General features: G+C 64.8%; 20 protein-coding genes. 15 read left to right on the top strand and 5 right to left on the bottom strand.

Going from position 1 to position 19,500, the window contains the following annotated elements; translation table 11 throughout:
- Nucleotides 1-181: 181 nt before the first annotated feature.
- The 3 genes from J1C56_RS26650 (at nucleotide 182) to J1C56_RS26660 (ending at nucleotide 2,961) form a co-directional block, all read left to right on the top strand.
- The gene (locus J1C56_RS26650; RefSeq protein ID WP_214393023.1) at nucleotides 182-469 is read left to right on the top strand and encodes a DUF1330 domain-containing protein; all 288 of its coding nucleotides are present in this window, start codon (nucleotides 182-184) and stop codon (nucleotides 467-469) included.
- Nucleotides 470-761: 292 nt separating this feature from the next.
- Entirely contained in the window at nucleotides 762-2,033 is a 1,272-nt protein-coding gene (locus J1C56_RS26655) for a polyhydroxyalkanoate depolymerase (RefSeq protein WP_214393024.1), read from the top strand.
- Between the two features lie 298 nt (nucleotides 2,034-2,331).
- The gene (locus J1C56_RS26660; protein WP_214393025.1) at nucleotides 2,332-2,961 is read left to right on the top strand and encodes a transglutaminase-like cysteine peptidase; all 630 of its coding nucleotides are present in this window, start codon (nucleotides 2,332-2,334) and stop codon (nucleotides 2,959-2,961) included.
- A 247-nt stretch (nucleotides 2,962-3,208) separates the two neighbouring features.
- On the opposite strand, the gene J1C56_RS26665 is transcribed toward J1C56_RS26660, so the two are convergent.
- Nucleotides 3,209-4,741 carry a YifB family Mg chelatase-like AAA ATPase gene (locus J1C56_RS26665; RefSeq protein WP_214393026.1) on the bottom strand — a complete coding sequence of 511 codons (1,533 nt, stop codon included), beginning with the start codon at nucleotides 4,739-4,741 and terminating at the stop codon, nucleotides 3,209-3,211.
- Between the two features lie 332 nt (nucleotides 4,742-5,073).
- Between J1C56_RS26665 and J1C56_RS26670 the strand changes: the two genes are divergently transcribed.
- Entirely contained in the window at nucleotides 5,074-6,093 is a 1,020-nt protein-coding gene (locus J1C56_RS26670) for a sensor domain-containing diguanylate cyclase (protein WP_214393027.1), read from the top strand.
- A 332-nt stretch (nucleotides 6,094-6,425) separates the two neighbouring features.
- A complete protein-coding gene (gene cml / locus J1C56_RS26675; protein ID WP_214393028.1) occupies nucleotides 6,426-7,616 on the top strand; it encodes a CmlA/FloR family chloramphenicol efflux MFS transporter in 1,191 nt (396 codons plus the stop codon).
- A gap of 124 nt (nucleotides 7,617-7,740) precedes the next feature.
- On the opposite strand, the gene J1C56_RS26680 is transcribed toward cml, so the two are convergent.
- Nucleotides 7,741-8,142 carry a VOC family protein gene (locus tag J1C56_RS26680; protein WP_214393029.1) on the bottom strand — a complete coding sequence of 134 codons (402 nt, stop codon included), beginning with the start codon at nucleotides 8,140-8,142 and terminating at the stop codon, nucleotides 7,741-7,743.
- 255 nt (nucleotides 8,143-8,397) lie between these two features.
- On the opposite strand from J1C56_RS26680, the gene J1C56_RS26685 reads away from it, so the two are divergent.
- On the top strand, nucleotides 8,398-9,306 hold the full coding sequence (locus tag J1C56_RS26685; protein ID WP_214393030.1) for a hypothetical protein: 909 nt from the start codon (nucleotides 8,398-8,400) through the stop codon (nucleotides 9,304-9,306).
- 4 nt (nucleotides 9,307-9,310) lie between these two features.
- On the opposite strand, the gene gshB is transcribed toward J1C56_RS26685, so the two are convergent.
- Nucleotides 9,311-10,252, bottom strand: coding sequence for a glutathione synthase (gshB, locus tag J1C56_RS26690; protein ID WP_214393031.1), 942 nt, complete (start codon nucleotides 10,250-10,252; stop codon nucleotides 9,311-9,313).
- Nucleotides 10,253-10,397: 145 nt separating this feature from the next.
- Nucleotides 10,398-11,051: a TetR/AcrR family transcriptional regulator gene (locus J1C56_RS26695; RefSeq protein ID WP_214393032.1), complete on the bottom strand. Its 654-nt coding sequence runs from the start codon at nucleotides 11,049-11,051 to the stop codon at nucleotides 10,398-10,400.
- A 105-nt stretch (nucleotides 11,052-11,156) separates the two neighbouring features.
- Here J1C56_RS26695 and J1C56_RS26700 point away from each other — a divergent pair, with 105 nt between their 5' ends.
- The 7 genes from J1C56_RS26700 to J1C56_RS26730 all read left to right on the top strand — a co-directional run bounded on the left by J1C56_RS26700 (nucleotide 11,157) and on the right by J1C56_RS26730 (nucleotide 18,022).
- Nucleotides 11,157-11,798 (top strand): ferric reductase-like transmembrane domain-containing protein, encoded by a 642-nt coding sequence (locus J1C56_RS26700; protein WP_214393033.1) that lies wholly within the window; start codon nucleotides 11,157-11,159, stop codon nucleotides 11,796-11,798.
- Between the two features lie 192 nt (nucleotides 11,799-11,990).
- A complete protein-coding gene (locus J1C56_RS26705; protein WP_214393034.1) occupies nucleotides 11,991-13,334 on the top strand; it encodes a putative bifunctional diguanylate cyclase/phosphodiesterase in 1,344 nt (447 codons plus the stop codon).
- A gap of 252 nt (nucleotides 13,335-13,586) precedes the next feature.
- The gene (locus J1C56_RS26710; protein WP_214393035.1) at nucleotides 13,587-14,354 is read left to right on the top strand and encodes an SDR family NAD(P)-dependent oxidoreductase; all 768 of its coding nucleotides are present in this window, start codon (nucleotides 13,587-13,589) and stop codon (nucleotides 14,352-14,354) included.
- Nucleotides 14,351-15,292, top strand: a complete 942-nt coding sequence (locus tag J1C56_RS26715) for a 2-dehydro-3-deoxygalactonokinase (RefSeq protein WP_214393036.1) — start codon at nucleotides 14,351-14,353, stop codon at nucleotides 15,290-15,292. Before J1C56_RS26710 ends, J1C56_RS26715 begins: the two co-directional genes overlap by 4 nt.
- Nucleotides 15,289-15,924 carry a 2-dehydro-3-deoxy-6-phosphogalactonate aldolase gene (locus J1C56_RS26720; protein ID WP_214393037.1) on the top strand — a complete coding sequence of 212 codons (636 nt, stop codon included), beginning with the start codon at nucleotides 15,289-15,291 and terminating at the stop codon, nucleotides 15,922-15,924. The genes J1C56_RS26715 and J1C56_RS26720 overlap by 4 nt, the downstream gene beginning before the upstream one ends.
- 1 nt (nucleotide 15,925) lies before the next feature.
- Entirely contained in the window at nucleotides 15,926-16,795 is an 870-nt protein-coding gene (locus tag J1C56_RS26725; protein ID WP_214393038.1) for an SMP-30/gluconolactonase/LRE family protein, read from the top strand.
- Between the two features lie 153 nt (nucleotides 16,796-16,948).
- Entirely contained in the window at nucleotides 16,949-18,022 is a 1,074-nt protein-coding gene (locus J1C56_RS26730) for a D-alanine--D-alanine ligase family protein (protein ID WP_214393039.1), read from the top strand.
- On the opposite strand, the gene J1C56_RS26735 is transcribed toward J1C56_RS26730, so the two are convergent.
- A complete protein-coding gene (locus tag J1C56_RS26735) occupies nucleotides 18,019-18,378 on the bottom strand; it encodes a septal ring lytic transglycosylase RlpA family protein (protein WP_214393040.1) in 360 nt (119 codons plus the stop codon). The genes J1C56_RS26730 and J1C56_RS26735 overlap by 4 nt on opposite strands.
- Nucleotides 18,379-18,587: 209 nt before the next feature.
- On the opposite strand from J1C56_RS26735, the gene J1C56_RS33075 reads away from it, so the two are divergent.
- Nucleotides 18,588-18,866: a hypothetical protein gene (locus tag J1C56_RS33075; RefSeq protein ID WP_246591981.1), complete on the top strand. Its 279-nt coding sequence runs from the start codon at nucleotides 18,588-18,590 to the stop codon at nucleotides 18,864-18,866.
- Nucleotides 18,867-19,108: 242 nt separating this feature from the next.
- Entirely contained in the window at nucleotides 19,109-19,483 is a 375-nt protein-coding gene (locus J1C56_RS26745) for an SPW repeat domain-containing protein (RefSeq protein WP_246591983.1), read from the top strand.
- The last annotated feature ends 17 nt before the right edge of the window (nucleotides 19,484-19,500 follow it).

Consider the following 19,500-nt stretch of genomic DNA (forward strand, 5'->3'; position numbering starts at 1 on the left):
GACCTGAGCAGCTGGCAGAAGCTCCAGCGCCGCGCCTGGCGCTGCCTTCAGCCCTGACGGCGCCCGGCGGCGCCAGCGGTCCTCATCCTGAGGTGCGAGCCCGGCACGCCGCAGACCGGCTGGCTCGACGGCTGGGGGCGAGCCTCGAAGGACGCACTAAAGAGAACTCGGGAGGAAAAAGATGACCAAGGCTTACTGGATCGCTCGCGTCGATGTTCGCGACCCCGAGGGCTACAAGGGCTACGTGGCTGCCGCGAAACCGGCCTTCGAACGCTTCGGCGCGAAGTTCATTGCCCGTGGCGGCGCGCATGAGGCGGTCGAGGGCCCCGGCCGGGCGCGCAACGTCATCATCGAGTTCGCCTCGATGGAAGACGCGCGCAACTGCTACTTCTCAGAGGAATACCAGCACGCCAAGTCGATCCGCCAGCAGTTTGCCGATGGCGAAATCATGCTGGTCGAAGGCATCTAACACCAAAGCAAAGCCCCGAATCGTGCTACCTCGCCGCGCCGAAAGGCCCGGCGGGACGATGGCGCGTGGCCGCAAGACTGATTCGGGGGTTTGCGGCGCTGCACAACGTCAAGACGGCCGATGCTGAGCCGGCGGCGCCATTGGAAACGGTTTTTCAACAGCTTGGACTAAAGAATGACCATGTTTCGCGCCAAGTGAGATATTGCATCGCAGCAGATGTTTGTTAACTTCGCTGCATTGCATGACGGGCCTCCGGCCGGCTCGCCTCCCCGAATGGCCGTATGAGGACATCATGTTTTATCAGCTTTATGAATCGACACATGCTGCGTTGCAGCCGGCGCGCGCCTATGCCGACGCCGTCAAGCTGTTCTATTCCAACCCGCTCAATCCGTTCTCGCACATGCCGGTCGGCCGCTCGGTGGCGGCGATGGCCGAACTCTTCGAGCGCACGACGCGGCGCTATGGCAAGCCGGCCTTCGGCCTCGAAAAGACGACGGTCGACTTCCAGCCGGTGGCGGTGACCGAGAAGGTCACCTGGTCGCGGCCATTCTGCAACCTGATCCATTTCGAGCGCGCCCTGCCCGCCGGCCGCCGTCCCGACCCCAAGCTTCTGGTCGTGGCGCCAATGTCGGGCCACTATGCGACGCTGCTGCGCGGCACCGTCGAGGCGATGCTGCCGCATGCCGACGTCTACATCACCGACTGGACCGACGCCCGCATGGTGCCGGTGACCGAAGGCAAGTTCGATCTCGACGACTACATCGACTATGTCATCGACATGTTCCACGCGCTGGGACCAGACACCCATGTGATGGCGGTGTGCCAGCCGTCGGTGCCGGTGCTGGCTGCGGTGGCGGTGATGGAAGCGCGCGGCGATCGCTTCGTGCCGTCGACGATGACGCTGATGGGCGGGCCGATCGACACAAGGCGCAATCCGACGGCGGTCAACGAGCTCGCCGAGAAGAAGGGCATTGAGTGGTTCCGCGACAACGTCATCATGCAGGTGCCGTGGCCGGCGCCCGGCTTCGCCCGCGAGGTCTATCCGGGCTTCCTGCAGCTGTCGGGCTTCATGACCATGAATCTCGACCGCCACATCACCGCTCACAAGGACTTCTTCATGCACCTTGTGAAGAACGACGGCGACGGTGCCGACAAGCACCGCGAGTTCTATGACGAGTATCTGGCGGTGATGGACCTGACCGCCGAATTCTACCTGCAGACCGTCGACACGGTATTCGTGCGTCACTCGCTGCCCAAGGGCGAGATGACCCATCGCGGCCAGCCGGTCGATACCTCGGCGATCCGCAATGTGGCGCTGTTCACCGTCGAGGGCGAGAACGACGACATTTCCGGCATCGGCCAGACGCAGGCGGCGCACGACCTGTGTCTCAACGTTCCCGATGACATGAAGGCGCATTACATGCAGCCGGCTGTCGGCCATTACGGCGTCTTCAACGGCTCGCGCTTCCGCGCCGAGATCGTGCCGCGCATCGTCGACTTCATGGCCAGCTATGGCGCCTCCGCGCGCAAGGCGGCCAAGCCGCGCCTGGTGCGCAAGGCCTGACGGCCGCCTAGCCAGCCAGCGACAGCTTTTCCACAGGCAAGGCCCGGTGCAAGCGCCGGGCCTTTCTGCGTTGTGGGCGCATCGAGGGACACGGCAGCCTAACTCGTTGAATTCGTGCAGCGCGACTGGAGAAAGCCGGCTCCGGCGGTCGAGCCGCTGTGCCGTGCTTCTGTTGCACAATTATCGCTTGGCCGCCGCCGCGGTAACCATGTCTGCAATCTGCCGCGCGCTTCGATTGACTCTGCCCGGTCAACGATCTTAACGTTTTGTTAACGATGTAAAGGGGCGAGCGGGGCAGATGATTTCCGCGGCAGGCGTACGGCGCGCAGCGGGGCGTGCCGGTGTGTTTTTCGGGCTGATGGCCGGCGCTGTCCTGTCTGCCGGCTCAACCTTGGCCGTGGCGCAGCCGATGGCCACCGGCGGCCTGACCTCGCAGCCGATCGGCCATTATGATTTCTGTCGCCTCAACCCTGCCGAATGCTCGATCAGGGCGCGCGACGCCGGCCCGGTGGAGATGACCGGGGCGTTGTGGCGCAAGATCGTCGCCGTCAACATCGCCGTCAACGCGGCGATCAAGCCGATGAACGACATCGACATCTATGGCCGTGACGAAGTCTGGACCTATCCCGACAATGGCGAAGGCGACTGCGAGGACTATGTTCTCGAAAAGCGTCGCACCTTGACCGGCGAAGGCATTTCACTGTCCGACCTGCTGATCACCGTCGTGCGCAAGCCCGACGGCGAAGGCCATGCGGTGCTGACCGTGCGCACGTCGAAGGGCGACTTCGTGCTCGACAACCTCACCGACGCCGTGCGCCAGTGGGACGAGACCGGCTACAACTATCTCAAGCGCCAGTCGGCTGAGAACACCGGCCGCTGGGTGACGATCCGCGAAGGCCAGACAACGATGGTCGGCTCGGTCAAGTAGCGCCTCTTTCAGACGCTGCGCCGTCGACCATCCCGGGAGCATCGACAAGCGCCAGGACGATGGAGCCCCGCGCGTCAAATCTGCCATCGTCAACCGGGCTCAACGACGCCGATTTCCACCAGCGCTGCGGAAGCGACCGGGCGCTTCCTAGTTGTTCACTTCTGTCGTCGCCGTTCTTCTCCTTTCGCCCTCCTTTCCCAGGCGATGGCCTGAGCCACCGTTGCGTGCTCGCGGTGCTTCGCCGCTCCTAAGCCGCCTGCGCCATGCGCTCGGCGCTGATGCGGTACGAAATCGCCTCGGCGAGATGGATGCGGCCGACGGTTTCGTTGCCGTCGAGATCGGCCAGCGTGCGCGCCACCTTGAGCACGCGGTGATAGGCGCGGGCGGAAAAGCCGAGCTTTTCGCTGGCGTCGCGGAGCAACGAAAGCCCCGCGGCGTCGGGCGCGGCAATGTCCTCGATCAGGCCGGCGGCGCATTGCGCGTTGGTGGTAGCACCTGACACCCCATGGCGTTCGAGGCGCTCGCGCTGGATGGTGCGCGCGCGCGCGACACGCAAGGCGACATCGGCGCTGGCCTCCGAGCGGCTGCCGCGGATGAGGTCGGAGGCCGAGACGGCCGGCACCTCGATGCGCAGGTCGATGCGGTCGAGCAGCGGACCGGAGATGCGCGCCTGGTAGTCGGACTGGCAGCGGGTGCCGCGCAGGCAGCGATAGCCTGGCTCGCCGGCCATGCCGCAACGGCACGGGTTCATCGCCGCGACCAGCTGGATCCGGGCAGGATAGGTGATGCGATGATTGGCGCGCGCGATCATGCATTCGCCCGCTTCGAGCGGCTGGCGCAGCGAATCGAGCACCTGCGGGGTGAATTCGGGGAATTCGTCGAGAAACAGCACGCCGTGATGCGCAAGCGACACTTCGCCCGGCCGGGCGCGCAGGCCGCCGCCGACCATCGCCGCCATCGAGGCCGAATGATGCGGCGCGCGGAACGGTCGCCGGTCGGTGAGCTTGCCCTCGGCGAGTTCGCCAGCGATCGAGGCGATCATCGACACTTCGAGCAGTTCCTTGGGCGACAGCGGCGGCAGGATCGACGGCAGCCGCGCCGCCAACATCGACTTGCCGGCACCGGGCGGACCGACCATCAGCAGATTGTGGCCACCGGCGGCGGCGACTTCGAGCGCGCGCCTGGCGCTTTCCTGGCCCTTGATGTCGGCGAGGTCGGGCAGGTCGCGCGCCGCGGCGCGGATGCCCGGCTCCGGCCGCGACAGCACCTGGGTGCCGCGAAAGTGGTTGGCGATCGCAATCAGGCTGCGCGGCGCCAGGATGTCGATGTCGGCGCCGGCCCAGGCGGCTTCCGGTCCGCTGGCGGCGGGACAGATCAGCCCCTTGCCTTCGGCATTCGCTCCGATTGCCGCCGGCAATGCCCCTGCCACCGCCGAAATCGTGCCGTCGAGTGAAAGCTCGCCAAGCACCACATAGGCGGCGAGCGCATCGCCGGGCAGGGCGCCGAGTGCCGCCATCAGCCCGAGCGCAATGGGCAGGTCGTAGTGGCTGCCTTCCTTGGGCAGGTCGGCGGGGGCGAGATTGACGGTGACCTTCTTGGCCGGCATCGACAGGCCGGAAGCGTGCAGGGCCGCCTGCACCCGCTCGCGGCTTTCTGCCACCGCCTTGTCGGGCAGGCCGACGATCTGCATGCCGACCTTGCCCGGCGCCACCATCACCTGCACGTCGACGGGAACCGCCTCGATGCCCTGGAACGCGACAGTGCGTACGCGCGAAACCATGCTGCCCTCCCTGTAGCGCGGCACGCCCTTGAGGACGCACGGATGCGCTGCGGCAATTCATGCACGTTGGTTCGAAATCAGGCAGGCGGCCCCTCGCCTGCTCAAGGTCGTTGAAGTCCCGACCCAAGACAAGCATAGATTGCAGAAACGCGCAAGAACAATTCAAGAACATATGCCCTAACGCCACCAGAGTTTGGGATGCGTTAACCCTAGCGCTCGGAGACGTGCCGTTGCAGCATTAGAGAGAGGGAATATTAAGCGCTGCGGCGCGAATGTGATGCCGGCAACAGGGGCAACCGATCCACACCATGCGCAGTCCGTCATCGAGACACATGCGGCGGCGGGCCGTTCTCCGGGGACCCGATGCAGCCACGATCGCCGGGCTTGAGGCCAGGCTTGAGGCGCAGGCCGCGTTGATCCGCGAGCAGGCCGCCTCGCTCTCGCAGAGCCAGAAGATCTTCGACCGCGCCTCGGCCGCCGCCCGCATCGGCGTGTGGCAATGCAACCTTGCCGACCAGGCCCTGCAATGGACCGACGTGGTCTACGACCTTTTCGACCTGCCGCGCGACGCACCACTCGATCGGGCGGAGATCGTCAAATGTTATACGCCGGCCTCGGCGGCCGAGCTGCAGGCCAAGCGCAGCAAGGGCATAGCGGAACGTACCGGCTTCGGCCTCGACGCCGAGATCGTGACCGCGAAGGGCAATCGCCGCTGGATCCGCATCACCGCCAGCGTCGAATGCGAGGATGGGGTTGCCGTGCGCATCTTCGGCATGAAGCAGGACATCACCGAAGAGAAGATCCTCGCCGACCAGACCCGTTATCTCGCCGAATACGACGTCATGACCGGGCTCGCCAACCGCAGCCGGTTCCAGTCGAAGCTGGCGGAACTGACGGCTGTGACCTCTGGCCAGCCCGCGCTCGGCGCGCTGCTGCTCGTCGATCTCGACGGCTTCAAGCAGATCAACGACACCTTCGGCCACATCGCCGGCGACGAGTGCCTCAAGGACGTGGCCCGGCGCCTGGAGAGCGCCTGCACCGGCGTCGATCTGGTCTCGCGCATCGGCGGCGACGAATTTGCCGTGCTGGCAGGGCCGCAACTCGATCTTGCGGCGATCTCGGAACTTGCGCGCGATATCATCGACAGTCTCGGCAGACAGGTCGACAATGGCGGTCGCGCTCTCAAGCTCGGCGCCTCGATCGGCATCGCCCGCTACGAAGACTGCACGCCGTCGGAGCTTCTGGTGCGGGCCGACACGGCGCTGTATCAGGCCAAGGCCGGGGGCCGCAACACGTTCCGGATCTTCAAGGCGCCAGAGGCGGCCGGCGTTCGCAACCCGCGCGCCGCCTGAGAACAGGCCAGCTTCCAGCGCCCGGCGGCGCCCTCAAGGGCTCGTCAGCGTCGCACCCTTTCAAGGCTCGGGGTTGTTCCGGTCCAAGCGGGCTGGTACGAAGCCGCGAACATTCATAGTATTCGCGAGACATGAACATGGGCGCAGCCAAGTCCGCAGACAGATAGGCCGCAACAACACCGAGCGTTGTTGCGGCGCCCTGCCCCTCATTCCGAGATCATGGATCAGTCCAGCGCGGCTGCCGGAAATCGCTTCCGGTCTCTGGCCGATGCAGTGGACATGCGAAGTGGCAGATCGCCGCCAGATGAATTCATTTGTGCGGATGAAAAGTCATGCCCAATCGAAACTCCCTCCATAAGTGGAGCTATTCCCTGCCTGCGGCGCTGCTCTTGATGGCGCCTTTCGACATCCTGGCCTCGCTGGCCATGGACATCTATTTGCCGGTGGTGCCGGCGATGCCCGCGATCCTCGGCACGACGCCCGAGATCGTCCAGCTGACGTTGAGTCTCTACATGATCGTGCTCGGGCTCGGGCAGGTGGTGTTCGGCCCGATCTCCGACCGGATCGGCCGGCGGCCGGTGCTGATGTCGGGCGCGGTGCTGTTTGCGGCTGCCTCGTTCCTGCTTTCCGCCACCTCTTCGGCGCCGCTGTTCGTCGCCCTGCGCGTCATCCAGGCGCTGGGCGCGTCGGCGGCGCTCGTCGCCACCTTCGCCACGGTGCGCGACGTCTATGCCGAGCGGCCGGAAAGTGCCGTCATCTACGGCCTGTTCAGCGCCATGCTGGCCTGCGTGCCGGCACTCGGCCCGATCGCCGGCGCGCTGATCGCCCATGGCCTGGGCTGGCGGGCGATCTTCGTGACTCTCGGCATCATGGCCCTGGCGGCGACGCTGAACGCGCTTTGGCGCTGGCATGAGACGCGGCCCGTGGCGACAGCCCGGCAGCGTCCGGCCTTCCGGACGATCCTCAAGAATCCGGCCTTCCGGGTCTATACGCTGGGCTTCAGTGCGGCGATGGGCGCCTTCTTCGTCTTCTTCTCGACGGCGCCGCGCGTGCTCATCGACCGTGCCGGTTTCTCCGAGATCGGCTTCAGCCTCGCCTTCGCCACGGCGGCCGTGGCGATGATCGTCACAACGCGCTTCGCCAAATTGTTCGTCTCGCGCTGGGGCATAGCGGGGAGCCTGGCGAGGGGCATGACGATGCTGCTACTTGGCGCCCTGCTGCTCGCCCTCGGGCAGCTGCTCGCCGAACCGTCGTTCCTCACCTTCGTCGTGCCGATGTGGGGGATCTCCATCGGCATCGTCCTTGCCGGCGCGGTGACGGCGAACGGCGCGCTCAAGGCGTTCGGCGATGCGGCAGGCACTGCTGTTGCGCTCTACTTCTGCGTCCAGAGCCTGATCGTCGGCGTCGTCGGTACGTTGGCGGTGGTCATGCTGGGCGGCGACACCGCCTGGCCACTTGCCGCCTATTGCGCTGCCATGGCTCTGGTGACGCTGGCCGGCCTGGGGTGGCTCAGGGCGCGGTAGCCTGTGCCCGGGGCGCCCGGTCAGGCGCGCTTGTCTTCGCCGCGTCCCGGTTCCCCGGGGCGCGGCGCATGAGGCCGGCACAGTCGTCCTGCGTGCGGCCATACGCGACGGCGGTTTCGAATCGCTATGGAGCCCATGTGATTGTCACGGCGTCGGCCGAACGGTTGGCTGGCCCGTGAAACACCGCTTCGATGTTGTTGCCGTCCGGGTCGAACAGGAAGGCCGCATAGTAGCCGGGGTGGTAGGCGCGCTCGCCGGGCCCGCCATTGTCCCTGCCGCCGGCGGCCAGCCCGGCCGCGTGAAACCGGTCGACCATGGCGCGATCGGCAGCCTGGAAAGCGACGTGGACGCGGCTTGGCTGCTCGCCCACGTCGACCCAGAGTTCGTCGGCGTAAAAATGCTCGCCGCCGTCGGTGACCTCTATGCCTAGGACGCCGAGCACCGCCATATAGAAGCGCTTGCTTGCCGCAAGATCGCGCGTGCGCAAATGCAAATGGTCGATGAGACGACCGCGTTTCAGTTCCATGGTCCTGCCTCCTTTGAACAATTGCTCTTCTCACCGCGTGCCAGAACAACGCCACGATTGGTGACGCCGCCGGACTTGCCGGTCGGCGAGGTCAAGTTGATCTCGGTGACTTTCTCTCAAGATGCTTAGTCTTGACTTTTAGAACAAATAGTGAACGAATGCAAGTTCGTTGTGACCACCCCCAACGGTGCTGGATCAGACTCCACAACACAATCGAAGTCTGATCCAATCAGCCAGCACTCTTGGGGGGATGAAATGGAAATACAGATACCTTTTAGGGTCGAATACAAGACTGCTGGGGCCGTCCCAATACCAGAGATAGTTGGCAGCCTCTTGGCTCTTCAACGAGTATTAGAGGAGGCCGGGAAAAACCTTGAAAACTTCATCCCGGGTCTAACTGTCGAAAAGGTTGATGTTAGAGTTGAGGAGATTTCTCACGGTAGCTTGAAAGAGCTTCTGGTAGTGGGGCTTTTTGCCTTGTTTCAGGACGAGCTGCGAGAGGAGCTGCCCACTTTGGTGGAGCAATATACAGGCCACAGCGTTCCAGAAAGCGCCGAAACGCTTTTGGTCATACTTGCCCTTGTTGCCATAGTCTATGGTGCTGATTTTGTTCAGAAACTGGCGCTTGGCAAAGTGCACGATACGCCCACGAAGATTTTCAAGAAGGCCCTCATTAGAGACCTAGCCGAACGAACTGGAAAGCCAGAGGCAGAAGTTAAGAAAATTCTCGACGAGCGTTATGGGGCCAAGACACGGATAAAGCAGCTAGGGGACAGTGCAGTTAAGTTCTTTCTACCTAGCAAGCGGCAATCGAATGCGCCCATTAAGGTCAACGATGTAACAATAGATAGTCGAACGGTGGCTGACGCGCCGAGTGACTATGTCTACGAAGGCACCATAGGAACAGAAAAATCCCAGCACCATGACGCTGTGCAATTGGAAATTCATGCACAAGACCGAGATCGCGACGCGAGTGGTTGGGCAGCGATTCCACGCGGACTGCACCACAAGCGACTTAGGATGAAGCTAATGGATGCAGCGTCGCCTGAGCAACTGTGGGGTCACAATCTTGTCGTAGGAGATATTGTCCTGCTCTCCAAACGAGTTGGGTTGGACTTCGAGCCAGTCGAAATTCATCTGGTTCGAATACACGACAGAAACTAGTTGATCAGTTCCGCTTGCTCTCCACCGCGTCCCAGAACAGTGCGGCGATGTCGGCGCCGCCGAACTTCTTGACCTCGCGGATGCCGGTCGGCGAGGTGACGTTGATCTCGGTCATGTAGTCGCCGATGACGTCGATGCCGACGAGGATGAAGCCGCGCTCGCGCAGCGACGGGCCGATGCGGGCGCAGATCTCGCGCTCGCGCTCGGTCAGCTCGGTCTTTTCGGCGCGGCCGCCGGCATGCATGTTGGAACGGGCGTCGTGCTCGGCCGGCACTCGGTTGATGGCGCCGACGGGTTCGCCGTCGATCAGGATGATGCGCTTGTCGCCTTTGCGCACGTCCTTGAGGTAGCGCTGGACGATGTAGGGCTCGCGGAACAGCTGGCCGAACATTTCGAGCAGCGACGACAGGTTCCTGTCGGCCTCGTGCAGGTGGAAGATGCCGGCGCCGCCATTGCCGTAGAGCGGCTTGACGATGATGTCGCCGAACTCCTTGCGGAAGGCCGCGACTTCCTGCGGGTCCTTGGTGATCACCGTTTCCGGCATCAGGTCGGCGAATTCGGTGACGAAGATCTTTTCCGGGCTGTTGCGCACCCAGGCCGGGTCGTTGACCACGAGCGTCTTCGGGTGGATGCGCTCCAGAATGTGGGTGGTGGTGATGTAGTTCATGTCGAAGGGCGGATCCTGGCGCAGCAGGATCACGTCCATTTCCGACAGGTCGGTGCGAATGGGCTCGCCCAAGGTGAAGTGGTCACCCTTGACGTCGCGCACCTCGAGTTTCTCGATACGCGCGAAAACCTTGCCGTCGCGCATCGACAGCCGGTCGGGCGTGTAGTGATAGAGCTCGTGGCCGCGCCGTTGCGCTTCCAGCGACAGCGCAAACGACGTGTCGCCGGCGATGTTGACGGTTGCGATGTGGTCCATCTGGACGGCGATCTTGAGGGCCATGGAGGTCTCCGGCGCGGCTGGCGGTGGTCTTGTCGCGCGGGCCGGGCTCCGGTCGCACGTTGCGGTGACGAGGATGTAGCAATTTGCCGGCCTTATGCAATGGCGGCACGCGAACAGGTTCGTCCGATCAGACCGCCGGCCGTTCCTATGCCCCGGCTTGCCCTGTCGCGTGGCGGCCGCCGATCATGTCGATGAACAGGTCGACCGCTTCGGCCATTGCCTGCCCGGCCGGCTTGTCGACATGCCATTCGGCGAAATGGCCGTCGATCCACATGCGGCACAGGCCGTAGATGAAGGCGCGGGCCGACAACATCAGGGCATCCGGCGCAAGCGTCCGGGCGATCCGGCCGCTCGCCTGGCCGCGGGCGATCAGGTCGAGCATGACCAGGCGGATCGCCTCGGTTTCGCCGGTGAGCTTCGGCGAGCCGTGGAAGTCGATGAGCGTGCGCGAGGCGATGACGTCGAAATGCGTCGGATTGGCCAGCGCCCAGGCGAGATAGCCTCGGGCGATGGCGCGCAGTCCCTCCACCGGGTCGGCGTCCCCGGTCTCCGACAGCTCCTGCTGCACCGACAAGGTCAGGCGCCCCATGGCCTGCTCGGCCACCGCCGTCATCAGTGCCGTCTTGTTGGCGAAGTGGCGAAAGGGGGCCGCAGGCGAAACGCCGGCGCGCTTGGCCGCTTCCCGCACCGAGACGGCGTCGACGCCCTTTTCCTCGATAAGCCCGATAGTGGCGGCGATGAGCTCCTCGACGAGGTTGCCGTGATGATAGGCCGCGCGGGTGCCGGGAGATTTCGTCATGGCTCCTTACTAGCGGTCGGCCGGCCGAAATGTAAACGCCGTAAACATCCGCTTGACAGTTCTCCGCGATCAAATGTAAGCAGTGATTACATCGGAGGACAAATCATGCATGCATTACCCGAAAGTGCTTCGACCTGGCCACCGAACGGCTGGAGGGTGACTGCCTGGCTCGGCGTCGGCGTGCTGGCGGCGTGCGCTGCTGCAGCCGGCCTCGCGGGCGATCCGGTCGACGGTACGCGCATGGTGATCCGGCTGACCGCGCGCACCTCGCTCGTCCTGTTCGTGCTCGCCTTCACCGCCTCGAGCCTGGCGCAGCTCTGGCCCTCGGCAATGACGCGGTGGATCAGGGCGAACCGCCGCTATTTCGGCCTGGCATTCGCCTTTTCGCATGGCGTCCATGCCGCCGCCATCATCGCGCTGTCGCAGCTCGATCCGGTGCTGTTTGACGAGCTGACGGCGCCCGCCGCCTTCATCGCCGGCGGCACCGGCTATCTCGCCATCGTGCTTATGGCCGCGACATCGTTCGACCGGACGGCCGCCGCGATCGGGCCGAGAGCCTGGCGCATCATCCATACCGGCGGTGCCTGGTTCCTGGCCGTCTTCTTCGTCGTCAATTTCGGGCGCCGGGCCGTGCTGATGCCGGAGATGTACTGGCCCTACATGGCGCTGATCCTCGCCGCGATCGCGCTCCGCCTGGTCGGCCAATTCCGCAGCCGCAAGCGCGATGCGGCCAGGCAAGGCGCCTAGCCACTGCCTTGCCTGCTTCAAGGGCACCGGGTTCTGGAATTCCGCATCCGGCGGCACCAAATGGCCGGCGCTGAAACCGGTTTCGACGCGGTTGTCGAAATACGGACGGCAAGCTGATCGAATACAATTCCTAAACGCTTTGCTGGCACTGTGCTGCAACAGTTTCAAATATTAGCAGAACAGAGACAAAGCATGCCCATCGGCGTCAGCCATTCGGACAGGGAAACGGCGGACCTGGCCTTCACCGACACCTTGACCGGGCTCGGCAACCAGCGGCGTTTCTTCGACAAGGTCGAACGGCTGATCGGCGACCGCGCCGAGGACCCCGCGCCCTTCACCGTCGGCATCCTCGATCTCGATGGCTTCAAGCCGATAAACGACCTGTTTGGCCACCGCGCCGGCGACGACATCCTGATCCAGGTGGCGATGCGCCTGCGCGCGGCATGCGACGGCTATTCGGCGGTGGCGCGCATCGGCGCCGACGAGTTCGCTTTCCTCTACCCGCTGGTGTTTTCCGAGGATGCGGCGGCTGAAAAGGCGCGCATGCTGATCGAAATCCTGTCGGCGCCCTATGACGTCGGCGAGCGCACGGCGCGCCTGTCGGCGTCGGTCGGCTGCTCGTTGTTCCATTCGAGCGACGACACCACCGAGACGCTGGTGCGCAAGGCCGAGACCGCACTCTACCACGCCAAGCGCTCGGGCCGCGGCCGCGTCGTGGTCTACACTCGCGAGATGGAAGAGGCGGCCAAGCGCGTCACCCGCATCGAGCAGGCGCTGCGCCGCGCCGTTGCCGCCGGCGATGTCGCGCCGCATTTCCAGCCGATCGTCGATCTCAACAGCCGCCGTACCATCGGCTTCGAGGCACTGGCGCGCTGGACCGACCGCGACCTCGGCTTCGTTTCGCCTGCCGTCTTCATTCCGATCGCCGAGGAGCGTGGCATCATCGGCCCGCTGTCGCAGCTGGTGCTGCGCAAGGCGGCGGAAGCTGCGCGTAGCTGGCCGAAGGACATGTTCCTGTCGTTCAACCTGTCGCCGTCGCAGCTCGTCGACCAGAACACCGGCCTGCACATCCTGTCGATCCTCGAGCGCACCGGCTTCGACCCGCGCCGCCTCGAGATCGAGATCACCGAAACCGGCCTGATGACCGATCCCGCCTCGGCGGAAAAGATCGTCGAGGATTTGCGCCGCGTCGGCATCCGCGTCTCGCTCGACGATTTCGGCACCGGCCAGTCGTCGCTAGGGCGCCTGCGCGAGTTCCGCTTCGACAAGCTCAAGATCGACCGTGCATTCGTCGCTTCGATCCTCGAGGACCGGCCGTCCGAGCACATCATCCGCGCCATCCTGGCGATGTGCGAGGGCCTCGGCATGGACGTCGTCGCCGAAGGCATCGAGATGGAAGCGCAGGCAGAACGGTTGACGCAGTTCGGTTGCGCCGGCGGGCAGGGCTACCTGTTTGGCCGCCCGGCCGACGCCGATGCGACGCTTGGCTATCTCCGCGAATCCCATCGCGGCGCTGCTTTCGCCCGGGCGGTCTGAACGCCGGTTCCTGATGTTGCGCTGGCGTCTTGCGGGCCGTGTGCCGCACCCGCAGCGAAGCAAGATCGGGGTGCCGGGCCGCCGGATTTGGGCGATCGCCTGTCCCTGTGCGGGGCCTCGGATTAACGCTCCGATTTTTCCGTGAGCGAACGCGATCTTTTCCGAAAACCGGTTCCCACTTTTCGCGATCTTGCTCTATGACGGAGGGCATGTCCGGCTTTGGGGGAAGCTGGCGAGGCGAGGGGAAAGATCATGATGCCATCGGCACGATTTCCTGATCTCGAGGGCCAGTCGGTGCTGATCACCGGCGGCGGAACCGGCATCGGTGCGTCGCTGACCGAAGCCTTTGCCCGGCAGGGCGCCAAGGTTGCCTTCATCGACATCGCGCTCAAGCCGAGCCAGGAGCTGTGCGACGAGATCGAGCAGGCGACCGGCAACCGGCCGCTCTATCTGCGCGCCGATTTGCGCGATATCGCCGAGCTGCGCCGCGCCGTCGGCCGCGCCGAGGAGGAGCACGGCCCGGTGACGGTGCTGGTCAACAACGCCGCCAACGACGTGCGCCACGAGGTGGCTGACGTCACGCCCGAAAGCTGGGACGAAAACCAGGCCATCAACCTCAAGCCGCATTTCTTCACCATCCAGGCGGTGGCCCCAGGCATGGTCAGGGCCGGCGGCGGCTCGATCATCAATTTCAGCTCGACCTCCTACATGCTCAACATCGGCGCCATGCCGGCCTATACGGCGGCGAAGGCGGCGATCGTCGGCCTGACCAAGGGGCTTGCCGGCCGCTACGGCCCCGACAACATCAGGGTCAATGCGGTTGCCCCCGGCTGGGTCATCACCGAGCGACAACGTGAACTGTGGGTCAGCGAGAAGTCGCTCAAGGCGCATGTCTCGCGCCAGTGCATCAAGCGGATGATGCTGCCGGAGGACATGGTCGGGCCGGTGCTGTTCTTGGCGTCCGACGCTTCGAAAATGCTGACGGCGCAAACCCTGATCGTCGATGGAGGAATTCTGTGAGCGCTGTGCCGACTATTGCGGCCATCGATTGGGGCACGACAAGACTGCGCGTCTGGCTGCTTGATGCCGGCGGCGCCGTGGTCGACGAGCGCCGCAGCGACGAGGGTCTCCTGACAGCGCAGCACAAGGGTTTTGCGACGGTGCTCGACCGGCACCTGCGGGACATGGCGGCACCTGAAAACCTGCCGGCCATCGTTTGCGGCATGGCTGGCGCCCGCCAAGGCTGGGTCGAGGCGCCTTATGTCGAGGTGCCGGCGTCGCTGGGCGACATTCTGGGTAGCGCCGTGTCGGTTCCAGGTGTCGGGCGCGACATCCGCATCGTGCCGGGCCTCGCCCAGCGCAATCCACGCGCGCCCGACGTCATGCGTGGCGAGGAGACCCAGCTTGCCGGGATCACCAAGCTGATCGGGTCGGGCAGCCATCTCGTCTGCATGCCCGGAACGCATTCCAAATGGGTCATCGCCGAGGGCGGCGCCATCCAGGGCTTCGGCACCTGGCCGACCGGCGAGATGTTTTCGGTGCTGTCGCAGCATTCGATCCTGCGCCACTCGATCGGCGACAAGCCTGCGGCGGTGTCGCCCGACAGCCAGGTGTTCCGCGACTGGTGCCAGGAGGCGCTGTTCGACGGCGACATCGGCGCAAGGCTGTTCAGCATCCGCGCCGCCGGCCTGCTTTCGGGGCTCGGCCAGGACGATGCGGCGGCAGCCCTTTCAGGGCTGCTGATCGGCGCCGAGGTGGCCTCGGCGATCAGGCGCTTCGCCCGGCGCGAGGCGCCTGTCGTGCTCGTCGTCTCCGGCGCGCTCGGTGCGCTCTATGCCGAGGCGATGCGCCTCGACGGCATCGCTGTGACGATCGCCGACGCCGATGAAGCGGTGCTGGCCGGGCTGGTTGCAGCCGCCCGCCGTAACGGGATGCTGGCTGAAGGAATGGTGAAATGAGCGTGACTGCACCGTTCCCCGAGCTTGGCCGAGGGCTGGTCGCCATCCTGCGCGGGCTGAAGCCGGAGGAGGCGCTGGCTGTCGGCCGTGCCGTGTTCGATGCCGGCATCGAGGCGATCGAGGTGCCGCTCAATTCGCCCGACCCGTTCCGCTCGATCGAGATCCTGGCCAGGGCGCTGCCCGCGGCACTCGTCGGCGGCGGCACGGTGGTGTGGGCCAAGGATGTCGACCGGCTCAACGACGCCGGCGGGCGGCTGCTGGTCAGCCCCAACATCGACCCCGAGGTGATGGGCCGTGCCGGCGCGCACAAGATGGTGACGATGCCTGGGGTGTTCACCCCGACCGATGCTTTCCTGGCGCTGCGCCTCGGCGCCTCGGCGCTGAAGTTTTTCCCCGCGAGCGTCCTCGGACCGGGCGGCATTTCGGCGATCCGCGCCGTGCTGCCCAAGGAGACGCAGGTCGGCGTCGTCGGCGGCGTGTCGGAGGTCGATTTCGCCGCCTATGCCAAGGTCGGCGTGCAGCTGTTCGGCCTGGGGTCGAGCCTCTACAAGCCCGGCATGAGTGCTGCCGATGTCGGCGAACGCGCCCGGGCGGCGGTGGCCGGCTGGGATGCCATCGGCAAGGACGCCTGACATGGCAGCCACCATCCTGTCCGACGAGGCCTGCGAGCTGGGCGAGGGCCCGACCTACGATCCCGCCACCGACACGCTGTACTGGTTCGACATACTGAACAGCCGGATGCTGGAAAAGAAGCTGTCGGGCGGGCAAACGCGCATTCACCAGCTTGGCGAGATGGCGAGCGCCATTGCCACGATCGACGGCGAGCGCCAGCTGCTGCTGACCGAAACCGGGCTGCACATCCGCGATTCCACGACGGGCAAGCTGACGCTTCATATGTCGGTCGAAGCAGCCAATGCCGCCACCCGCTCCAACGACGCGCGCGTGCACCCGTGCGGCGCGCTGTGGTTCGGCACCATGGGCAAGAAAGCCGAGGCGGGCGCCGGCGCCATCTACTGGTATTTCCGCGGCGAGCTCAGGCTGCTTTTCCCGGCCATCAGCATCCCCAATTCGATCTGCTTCAGCCCCGACGGCAAGACCGCCTATTACACCGACACGGCGGTCAACCTGCTCTATCGCCTCGACTGCGATGCCGACACCGGCCTGCCGCTCGGCGAGCCGAAGCTGTTCGTCGACCGTCGCGGCGGCAGGGGCGACATCGACGGCTCGGTCGTCGACCGCGATGGGGTGTTGTGGAACGCCAGCTGGGGCGGCGGCCGCGTCGACGCCTATGCGCCCGACGGCAAGCTGGTGCGCAGCGTGCCGGTGCCGGCGGTGCAGACATCGTGCCCGGCATTCGTAGGTGCTGAGGCCGACCGGATGGTGGTGACGTCGGCGGCCGAAGGCATGAGCGCCAAGGCGCGGAGGGCAGACCCGCATGCCGGCAAGACCTTCCTGCTCGACATCAAGGTCAACGGCCGGCATGAGCCGAATGTCCTGATCTGAGGCGCTGCCAAGCACAGGCCCCAGCCGGCGGTCTCTTGTCGCCGGGGCGATGGCAACAGGTCGGTTTTCCAGCAAGCCTGTCGCAACGGGGATGCCATTGTCGGCCACCGGCGAAGTGCTTCTGCTCCGCCCACATGCAGGAAGAAGTGCCCGATGGCCGGACAAAGACCGATGCTCATTCTCGTCCACGAGCCGGAGCGCGCCTGTTCCGAGCGATTGCTCGCCGATGGCTTCTCGCGCCAGGCGGCGATGGAGATCTCGTCCTACCTGGCGCAGTCGACCGATCTGGCGCCGGAGTTTGGTGCGCTCGCCGAGGCCTGCGCGCAACGCGGTTTCGACTTTCGCGCCGTCGAGCTGGACGATGCGGCAACGGTGCTGGCATCCGCGGACCGTCGCACCAGCCTGGTGTGGACGCTGACCGACGGCATCGCCTATTTCCGCGGTGGTGCTGCACCAGCACTTGCCCGGCTCAACGGGTTGGCGACCATCGGCGCCGACGACTCGCTGTTTGCGCTGTGCCAGGACAAGTTCCGTGCAGGCGCCGTGCTTTCAGCACTCGGCATGCCGGTGCCGGCCGCAGGCCTGGCTCGCGGCGGCGAATGGCTGGTCGAGCCGCCGGCGTCTTCGTCGGGCTATTTCGTCAAGCCGAACCGGCTCGGCGCCAAGATCGGCATCTGGGCGGATTCGCGCATCGGTAAATCAGGCGATGCGCTGGCGCTCGGGCGCAGGGTGTTCGATGCCTATCGCGACGACGTCATCGTCCAGCCCTATGTCGCCGGCCGCAATGTGCGGGCGAGCTTCCTGGCAATGGACCCCGATGCCGGACCTGAGGCGCTCGGCATCGTCTTTGTCGATTCAGGCGGCGATTTCCAGACCATGGCCGACAGCATGGCGCTCTACGGCGACACCGGTACCGCTGCCAGGGAAGCGGGGAAGTACAGCGAGCCGGAACTGGTTCAGGTGGCATCGGTCCAGCCGCAGGCCGCCGAAAAGATCAAGCAGGTCGCGGCGAAGCTGATGGTCGGGCTCGGCCTGCGCGACGTCTTTTCGCTCGACTTCCGCGTCGAGGCCGATGACAGCGTGCACCTCATCGAGTTCGAGGTCTGCCCGGGCCTGCCGTGTTTCGATTTCCGCGCCTATTGCCGCGCCGAATGGCAGCTCAGCCTCGTCGAGGCGATGGCCGAGACGGCGGCGCGCCGGCTGTCGAGACAGGCCCTGACGGCTTAGCCCTGGCGTTCCATGCACACGGACGTATGTCCGGACTTGATGAAGCCGATCTGCTGGGCGGCACCCTTGGACAGGTCGAGCACGCGGCCCTTGATGAACGGGCCGCGGTCGTTGATGCGCACGATCACGCTCTTGCCGTTCTTCTGGTTGGTGACCCGGAGTTTGGTGCCGAAGGGAAGCGAGCGGTGCGCTGCGGTCATGGCCGATGGATTCATGCGTTCGCCCGAAGCGGTCTTCGAGGTCAGCGCGTACCAGGATGCGCCGCCGCATTGGGCCGAGGCGGTTCCGGTGAAGGCAATCATCATGCTGGCGGCGAGGGTGGCCGCTACGATCGCGGGCTTGGCGCTGGTCTTCATCTTCTGGTTAATGCTCCGTTGATGCACACACGGAGCGGTTTCAACCTAAATGTGGCAGCGAATGGGGCAAGCTTCGGGCAGTTCCGTGGCGAGCGCACACGTTTGGAGTCTCAAGGTAACAGTTTGTCAGGCCTGTCCGGGCCGCAAAGAAGGAATATCTTCATATTTGCGGAGCGGGCACCGAGATCATTGGCAAATCGCCGGAATCGATGCTGTCGAAAGAGAGCTTGAGAGTACTTTCAGGAAAAAAGAAATATCAAGAAGCAGGCGAACGTTGTGAAGATAATCGAAAAGGAGGTGTTGTCGAGATGAAGTTATTGGCAAACATCGTGGCGGCGCTCGCGGTCGTCGTCGGCGCCGTCTGGATCCTGCAAGGTGCTGGGCTGCTCGGCGGCAGCTTCATGACCGGGCGCACGGAGTGGTTCTGGATCGGAATCGTGATCGCATTGGCTGGTTGTGCCGCGTTGTTGTGGCTGAGGTGGAGGTGACGGCGACAAGCGCCGGCTCCCATGCCCGTGTGCCCTGAAATGGCGCGCCTGCGTGGCAGCCCCGGACTGGCTGAGATGTAGGCCGCTGCTGGCCACACGCTCCTGTGCATTGAACTTATTGCATTTTTTTGCGATAATGGCGGCAGTGCGAGAACGCCCGACTGAGGAGTTCGACTGGCACGCAAATAGTCCTCACGGGCGCTCGAGCTTAACTCGAACGTAGACTAAGAGGATTTTTCATCATGGCAACGCTTAACGTAATGGAGCCCCTGGGGCTCACCACGCATCGGCGCTGGGAGGACATCGTGTCGATGATCCTCGGCGCAGCAATCATCGTGTCTCCGATGTGGTTCGGTGTAACCGACATGCCGACAATGATGGCGGTTACCGCGCTCGTTGGCGCCGCGATCGTCGTGCTATCCGGACTTGAGCAGATCTTCCTGCGGCGCTGGGAGGAAATCCTGCTGCTGTTCGGTGGCGTCTGGATGGTCGTGCAGCCGTTCGTCTTCGAATATGGCGGCGCGCTGCGCAACTGGCACATCGGCCTCGGCATCGCCGTTGCCGTGCTGGCAGCCCTCGAACTCTGGCAGGACCGCAACCGCAGCCTTGAGGCATAGCAGCCACGAGACATAGG

This window comes from Aminobacter anthyllidis, assembly GCF_018555685.1.
GTDB lineage: Bacteria > Pseudomonadota > Alphaproteobacteria > Rhizobiales > Rhizobiaceae > Aminobacter > Aminobacter anthyllidis.